Source organism: Streptomyces sp. NPDC002055 (assembly GCF_040296705.1).
Lineage (GTDB): Bacteria > Actinomycetota > Actinomycetes > Streptomycetales > Streptomycetaceae > Streptomyces.
In genome coordinates this window covers 42,593-49,625 of sequence record NZ_JBEOXS010000053.1, presented here as the reverse complement: position 1 = coordinate 49,625, position 7,033 = coordinate 42,593, and the positions used below count along the sequence as shown (strand labels likewise).

Annotated in this window: 7 protein-coding genes and 1 pseudogene; 1 reads left to right on the top strand and 7 read right to left on the bottom strand. The window is 72.9% G+C overall.

All coding sequences use genetic code 11. The features are described from left to right. From ABT112_RS27050 to ABT112_RS27030, 5 genes and pseudogenes are all read right to left on the bottom strand, one after another. Positions 1–324: hypothetical protein (locus ABT112_RS27050; RefSeq protein WP_351513865.1), on the bottom strand; the 324-nt coding region annotated here is incomplete at its 3' end. Positions 325–1,146: 822 nt separating this feature from the next. Further along, entirely contained in the window at positions 1,147–1,509 is a 363-nt protein-coding gene (locus ABT112_RS27045) for a hypothetical protein (protein ID WP_351513863.1), read from the bottom strand. Between the two features lie 709 nt (positions 1,510–2,218). Continuing rightward, a pseudogene (locus ABT112_RS27040) lies at positions 2,219–2,410 on the bottom strand (hypothetical protein); the annotation flags it as partial. Positions 2,411–2,637: 227 nt separating this feature from the next. Then, positions 2,638–3,306: a hypothetical protein gene (locus tag ABT112_RS27035; protein ID WP_351513861.1), complete on the bottom strand. Its 669-nt coding sequence runs from the start codon at positions 3,304–3,306 to the stop codon at positions 2,638–2,640. 58 nt (positions 3,307–3,364) lie between these two features. Next, positions 3,365–4,294 (bottom strand): hypothetical protein, encoded by a 930-nt coding sequence (locus ABT112_RS27030; RefSeq protein ID WP_351513859.1) that lies wholly within the window; start codon positions 4,292–4,294, stop codon positions 3,365–3,367. Between the two features lie 414 nt (positions 4,295–4,708). Here ABT112_RS27030 and ABT112_RS27025 point away from each other — a divergent pair, with 414 nt between their 5' ends. Then, positions 4,709–5,191, top strand: a complete 483-nt coding sequence (locus ABT112_RS27025) for a hypothetical protein (protein WP_351513857.1) — start codon at positions 4,709–4,711, stop codon at positions 5,189–5,191. Between the two features lie 125 nt (positions 5,192–5,316). Here the strand turns inward: ABT112_RS27025 and ABT112_RS27020 are convergent, their stop codons facing one another. Further along, complete coding sequence (locus tag ABT112_RS27020; protein ID WP_351513855.1) at positions 5,317–5,502, bottom strand: hypothetical protein; 186 nt, start codon at positions 5,500–5,502, stop codon at positions 5,317–5,319. A 109-nt stretch (positions 5,503–5,611) separates the two neighbouring features. After that, positions 5,612–6,976, bottom strand: a complete 1,365-nt coding sequence (locus tag ABT112_RS27015; RefSeq protein ID WP_351513853.1) for an NsdA family TPR-like regulatory protein — start codon at positions 6,974–6,976, stop codon at positions 5,612–5,614. Positions 6,977–7,033: the final 57 nt, after the last annotated feature.

Genomic DNA, 7,033 nt, shown 5'->3' with positions numbered 1-7,033 from the left:
CCAGACACCGCAGAGCGGGGGTTCACCGCCCGCGCGGTTGCGCTCGCCGGCAGCAGCGCGTGCGGCCTTGAAGCCGGCCAGGGTCATCAGGACGACCCAGCCGCGGTCGGGCGCGTCCCAGTAGGTGGGCCGCAGCCGGTCGGTCTCCCAGCCGGTCGCGCCGCACAACGCGAGCAGGGACAGGCGGCCACCGCGCCAGGCGGAGACGGCCTGATCATGCTGGGCGATCTGGCTGACGCTGGTGTAGATGCCGAGCGCAGCGAGGTCTTCCCGGGTACCGGCGGCGTCCCGGCGGCCGTTGCGGTCGAGCTTGTCGTAGGACATGCGGTTCCTCTGTCGTCGCGGTCCCGGGGCGGCGGGCACCGCGCCGGGGAATCCCTCAAGGGCTGATGACGACGTGCTCAGTGTGGCCGCTTCGTGCGGCAGCTGCCAAAACGCTTTGACCTGCACAGTTGCACTACCGGCGGGTTGCTGCGGCGCACCCGCCGGACCGGGCTGCCTGCGCCGGCTGCCGGAGCGAGGCCGAGGACGCAGTGGTGCGGGGCGAGACCACGGTGCGGCGGCGAGGCGGCCGTACACCTGACCGCGGCCGCCGGGACGGGATCCGGCGAGGCCTGCGGCGCACTGTTCGTCGAGGCCCCCGCCGCGCTCCTGCCCGGCCTGGACTGATCGGTGACCGCCGGGGCCGCCCACCAGGCTGAGAAGGACGGCACGTTCGACGACGGGATGCCGGACGCCGTGGACCCACTCGCTGTGCCGGCCGCGGCCGGCGAGCAGGAGATGGCCCGGGCCCACGCGCGGGCTGCTCCTGCCCGGCGCCCGCGCCCTCGCGCCGCCCTGCGAACGGCGATCGACCGCATCCCGCACCGCGTTGGGCTTCCTCGCGCTCCAGGAGTGCTGCCAGAACGGTCGGGTCCCGGTGGGAGCACCATCGGCCTCACCGGCGGCGGCCTGGTCACTCCGGGGCCGGGCTGCTGGTACTGCTGCGCGTGCTCCCGGCGGCGCTGGTCGACCGGGCCGGCCGGGCGCGGTCGGTGGCCGAGGCCCTGGCCGAGGAGTGCGGCGACCCGCCGCCCGCACCGCACCGCCAGCCGTAACCGCTGGCGAGGTCATGGGGTCCGCCCGCCACCCATTACGACCAGGGGGTCAGCGCTGGTCAGCAGCCTGGACTGGGTACACGGACCCGTCACGCGTGACGTCTTCGTGTACCCGCTGGGCACGGTGACGTGCCCGGTGCGCGGCCTGTCGGCAGGCGTGCGAGCAGTAGACCGCGTCTCGGCGGTGTCCGTGGCCGCGGGCGAACCGCCGGCCGCACGCCGGGCACCGGACCACGTGCTCGGTCTCGACACCCTGGGTGTACCACAGGCCGATGGCGACGGCCTCCAGGAAGTCCCGGCGCCACCGGCGCTCGGCGGCCTTGCACGCCTTCGAGCAGAACCGGGCGTCGCTGCGGGCGGTGGCCCGCAACGGCTTCCAGCAGTGCGCGCACCGGCGCTCCCGCCCGGCCACGTCTCCACCGTACGCCCGGCCCGGCGGGAACGTACGGGTCAGCGGCGGCCGTCGCCCGGGGCCGTCAGCAGCTCGCGCGTGCAGGCCAGGGGACGCCACCGCGGCTGGTATCACGGGGCCGCTGATTCGGCATGGGCAACGCCTGGCGACCGGTTAGGACGCCACGACGTCCCACCCCAGGATCCCGCTCCGGGCCGGGGCAACAGACACCGGATCCGGCTCCTGGGGCAGCGGGCGGGGCCGCCCGTGTCCCGGCCGCGGCCGGGGTCGTTGTTCGGGAGACGCGTGCACCGCCCGTCCCCCGGGGAAGCACGCTGAGGGCCCCTGCCCACGCCTGCCTCGCAGGGGCCCTCACACCCCGCCGCACGGACCACGGCCCTCCTCACACCGCGCTCTGGGGCCTGAAACCGAACGGGTGACAGCCAGCCCCGGCCCGGCCGTGGTGGCGCAGGCCACTGGGCAGCCAGGGGCAGGATGCGATCACGGCAGGTGGCGCCAGCCACGCGTGCCACCTGCCCTGCCCGTTCCCTTCCCGTGCGGGCAGAGCCTCCAGGGCGTTCGCCCTGGAGGCTCAAGACCGGACCAGGACCCAAGCAGCGGCAGAACACGCGCAGCAACGACAAAGCGTCCCGCCGAACTGCCGCCCTGGGAGCAGGTGGCCGGGCCAGGCCGGCTCAGGCTGTACTGGTGAAACGATGCGGGGGCCGTCCCGCCACTCAACCCAGCGCGGATCGTCCAGCACCGGCTCGGCGTCGAGAACGCCGGCTGCCTCCAGGAAGACGATCACATCGTGATCCGAGTGCGCGAGCCCGACGATTTCCTCTCGGCCGTTCCGGTGCACCGTGACTTGCCGCCCGCCCGACGGCGACGGCCGGTGCACGGTGATCGGCGCATGCCCCACTCCCCCACTCTTCCTCGGACCAGACGAGTGGACCAGTCCTGGGCCACACCCCGGCGGAACGGCGAAGAGGGTCTCTCCCCAACCCATGGTGAGGGTGTGGTGGGGAGAGAACCCTTTCCGTGTCATGCGTCCCGTGGGCGCCTCTCTCGGTACGGTCCTGCGGAATCCGCAGGACCTGGCCCCCGGGCCCATGGGGGAACGGCCGCCGTGGCCGCTCCCCGAACCATTCACGCGCTGGCGGCGGTGAGGCTTGCGCAGGCCGCGCCGGGCAGATGGCGCAGGCCCTGCCAGCGGTAGCGGTGCGCGACGGTGCGCACCAGGTGGTGCTGGGCGGCCGGGTAGTGGCTGCCCGGTGCCTCGGCGGTGGCGGTGGCTGCTGTGACCAGGTCTCCCACGCCGGGCAGGGAACGGTCCAGGCCGTAGGTGCGGCAGTGCCGACGCAGGGCGAGACCGGCACGCAGGGAATCGGCCGCGGGTTCCACCGGCCCGTCCGGCCACAGGAGTTCGGTCACCGTGGTGATGTGGTGGTGCAGGGTGTCGTCGTGGGCGGCGTCCGGATGGTCGTGGGCAGCGTGGAGGACGATTCCGGCGGCCAGACGGGCGGCGAGCGGCAGGGTTCCAGCCTGCGCGAGCGCGGCGTCACCCCCGGCGGCCGGGGCCACACACCGGCCGTACCGCACGGCCAGGGTGTGCAGCACCCGCTGCCCTTCCTCACCGAGGGGGCGGGGGTGCCCCTCCGGGCTGACGGCGTTCACGCTCATGCTCAGTAACCCCTGCGCGCAGTGGAAAGCGTCCTCGCCCGCGCGGGCCCACTGCGGAACCCTCACGAACGTCGCCGGGTTGTACGGCATCCCGTAGAAAGCAGCCGGGGCCGGGGTGGAGTCGGGTGTGTTCATCGCGATTCCCTTCCAGGCCCCGGGCCGGGGGTACCCCGGCCCGGGGAGTGGTTCGGATTCAGAGCAGGTGGCTCAAGGCCGGGTAGGACATGCGCAGGTGCTGGGCGGCCGCGTCCCGGTCCCCGAACGCGGAAGCCACGAGCTGGGCGGCGTGGGACCGCTCGGCGCGCAGGTCCGTGAGTACCCGGCCGCGCAGCAACTCGGAGACGGCCTTCGTCGCGTGCACCACCTCGGTGGACGCCCCCAGGGCCCGGCGGACCCGGGCCCGGTAGACCTCCGGACTGTTGTCGGGCGCGGGGTCCGGAGCGGCCAGCAGGGCGACCAGGTCGGCGGCGTGACGGGCGGCCTGAAGGGCCGGCGGCAGGTCTTCGGCGACTCGATGCCTGGCCGCGTCGTAGACGTAGGGCACGGCCTGGTCCAGCGGCATCTCGGCCCATTCCAGGGGCAGTTCCTCCACCTGGAGTGAGCGCAGGCGCAGGACGTACCGGCCGCCGGCCGTCCGCCACAGGGAGGTGCTGCGGCCGTACGCGTCACGCTCGTCGTCCCGGACCAGGCACGTGGCAGCGTCCACGTCGAACCACCTCGCGCTGCGCCAGTCCGCCTTGTATTCGCCGCAGTGGAGGTCTGTCGCGGTGCTGGTGATGACCTGCCAGGTGGCGTCCGGGGCGGGCTCTTCCAGGCCGCCGTCCTCGGCAGGGATCCGGTAGGAGGGGGGGCCGTCGTCCGGCGTGGCCAACGCGGCGATGTCGTCCTCTTCGAGCTCGGTGCCGTCCAGGTAGGCGTCAAGTCCTTCGGCCGTGAGGGCGACCAGAGCCGAGTCCGAGCCGCTCCCGGCCCAGGTCTCCACCTGCCAGCCGTGCGGGCCGAGCAAGATTCCGGTCGTCTCCGCCTGCCTGCGGGACCGGGCCAGTTCGCGGATCAGGGCAGGGGTGATGTCGAGGTGCACGTCGGCCTCCAGATTGCGATGCGAGGGGGACTGCTTGCCCACCACGTTATCGGGTACCCGATAATTCGTCTACCGGGTACCCGATAATGCTGGGCTCAGGCGGTGGACGCTGTCGTTCACCGTGCCGCGACCGTTGCGGTGGGGCCCTGGCCTGTTGCCGGCCTTGCGTGTCGGGACGGGATCCGGAAGGCCGGGTGTGCTACATCCTGGGCAGGCGGTGAGCGCCCTTCTGCAAGGGCGAGGGAGTGCCTTGGACGGTCTCACTCGCCGGGGAGCTCGCCGCCCCCGACTTCGGGAAGACTTCTGGTCCGTCCGGGTGAGCACGGGGCCGCGGAAGCGGATTCCGGGAACGCGCTCCCTTTAGCGTGCGGCCATGAACAACACCCCGATGCCCGAGCCGCTGCGCCCGCGGTCAACCAGCTGGTGTACGAGGCGGTCGAGCGCTGCCAGGAGGTCATGAGCTACGCCGGGTCGGACGTCGCCTGGGACTGGAAGCGGATGACGCTGTACCGGGCCACGGACGCGGCGGACACCATGAACTGCGTGTCCATGCTGATCGCCGCGTACTGCGAGCACGTCGGCGTGGACCCGGAGACCTTGCGCGGCTACCTCCAGCTCAGCCAGCAGCACAACCGTGCCGACGGCCCGGAGGACCACGACCGGGCCCAACTGGCCGGTCTGCTGAACGAGGCGGCGCCCGCCGGCAGTGACGAGATCGGGGCGGTGCGGGCGATGTTCGACCGCGGACAGCGCCAGGCGGAGGCCGCGCAGCACCCCGAGGACCACCCGGAGGTGCTGTTCACGATGGCGTGCCTGCACGGCCTGCGGGCCCGGCTCTGCGACGACCTCAGCTCGCTGGACCAGTTCCCGCCCGAGGTGGCCGCGATGGCGCGCCGGGTCGCTGAGTGTCTCGAAGTACCGGAGCCGGCTACCACGTGATGCCGGGTGCGCGCGGTCGTTGGACCGCGCGACTCCACACCACGGGCTCCGGGGATGTCATGGCTGACCCTCGGGGCCCGTGGGCTGTCCGGTCCGGGTCACCTGTGGTGTCGGCTTCGCCGGCTTTAGTCCGAGGGCAGTCGGCGGGCCAGTGCTGCGGCCAGGTCTCCGGCGACATCGGCGGCCTCACCGCCCTGGGCGCACAGCAGTTGCAGCAGCTCCACAGCGGCCCGCGCCTCGCGGAGCGTGATCAGCGGCAGGCGTTCTTCCGGGGCATTGGCCTGGGCCTGGATCAGGGACTTTTCACTCATCACCGGTCAACGCCCCTCGCCCCGGCCAGGTCACGCCCGCGGCGTCGGAGAGGCGGGTGCTCCCACCAGCGTGCGAAGCGAACCGGCACGGCCCTCTACCCGGCGGGGGTCAGGCCGCGATGGTGGTGGTCTGCGCCGAGGCGAGGTCGCGGGCCCGGGTGCGTAGTTCGTTCACGGCGGCCGTCTTGTAGGGGCGGGCGGCGCTCAGCAGGGTGTTGAGGCGGGAGGCGACGAGCGTGGAGTCCACCCGGGCGGCCTCGGTCAGGGCTTGCTGGGCGGCGTCGGTGGCCTGCTCGACCTCGGCTTCGTCGAAGAGTGCCGCGGCGAGTCCGATCCGGTCCATGATCCGGACGCGGTCGAAGCCGGGCGTGCGCAGCCGTAGTGCGTCACGGAAGTGGTTGCTGGCCCGCCGGCCGCTCAGGCTGACACCTGCGAGGTCCCGAGCGGACACCGCTCGGGCACCGGCGTGTTCGGCGGCGTCGAAGTAGGCCACCCATTCGGGGACCTCGTCCAGCCCGTCGGCAATGAGGTCATCGGCGTAGCCGAGGTGCACCTCGGCCTGCTGCTCCTGCCCCAGGGCGGCGTGGACCCGGCCCGTCTGGGAGGCCACCAACGCCTTCAGCGCGGGCCGGTCGGCCTTGGCGGCCGCCACCTCGAGCAGGCCGAGGGCGTCGTCGGGGCGCCCGAGATAGATCATCTGGTGGGACATGCGGGTGACGATCTCGACTCCCCGGTCGCGCTGACCGGCCTCTCCGGCGGCATAGATGCCGTACGACCAGTACCGCTGAGCGGTCGCGTACCGGCCGCAGTCGTGGCTGACCCATCCGGCCAGGGCGGCCAGATCGGCGGTCGCGGCGAACACGCGGGTGCGCAGGGAAGCGGGGACGCCGTCCTGGATGCGCCGGGCGACTTCGGCGAGCTGGCCGACGATCGCCGAGCGGTAGAGCCCGCCTCCCTTGGAGGCGTCCGCGCGGGAGAAGAAGGCCGTCACCTCTTCCAGCGCGGTGACGGTGTCGGCGTCGAAGCCCCGGTGCCCCGCGTTGAGCCGGCGGGCCACCCCGCCGAGCATCCGTTCCGCGGCCAGGACCAGCGGGGCGCCCATGGCGAGTCTGAGGCTTTCGCGGCGGTCCAGGGAGAGATCCATCTGTGTCCATCCGGCCAGGGCCTGGGCGGCTGCCTCGGTCAGCAGCGGTAATTGAATCGTATCGAGCACCACGGCGGACGTCAGTCCGATGTCACCAGGCGTGAGCGGCTGTCCCACCGCGTCGGACAGGACGGCCGCGAGCAGCTCGGGTACCGGCGGTCGGGGGCGCTCGCCGTCGATCCAGCGGCGAACGCGGGTCCTGTCGGGGGAGATCTGCCGGTGGCCTCGGCGGATCGCTTCGGCTGAGATCCGGCGCGCGAGCTCGCCGTTGGAGAGGCCCGCCGCTGCGATCCACAGCCCCAGATGCGGGTTGGTGCTCGTGGTGCTCACCGCGGCCTCACCCTCCCCGAACTCCACTACAGAGCGTGGCAATTGCGCCACGTTTCG

What these genes read in the sequence shown, in the direction of transcription:
- ABT112_RS27035 (WP_351513861.1), bottom strand. Translation starts at nt 3,306, where the DNA reads ATGAACACACCCGACTCCACCCCGGCCCCGGCTGCTTTCTACGGGATG.
- ABT112_RS27025 (WP_351513857.1), top strand. Translation starts at nt 4,709, where the DNA reads ATGAGCTACGCCGGGTCGGACGTCGCCTGGGACTGGAAGCGGATGACG.
- ABT112_RS27020 (WP_351513855.1), bottom strand. Translation starts at nt 5,502, where the DNA reads ATGAGTGAAAAGTCCCTGATCCAGGCCCAGGCCAATGCCCCGGAAGAA.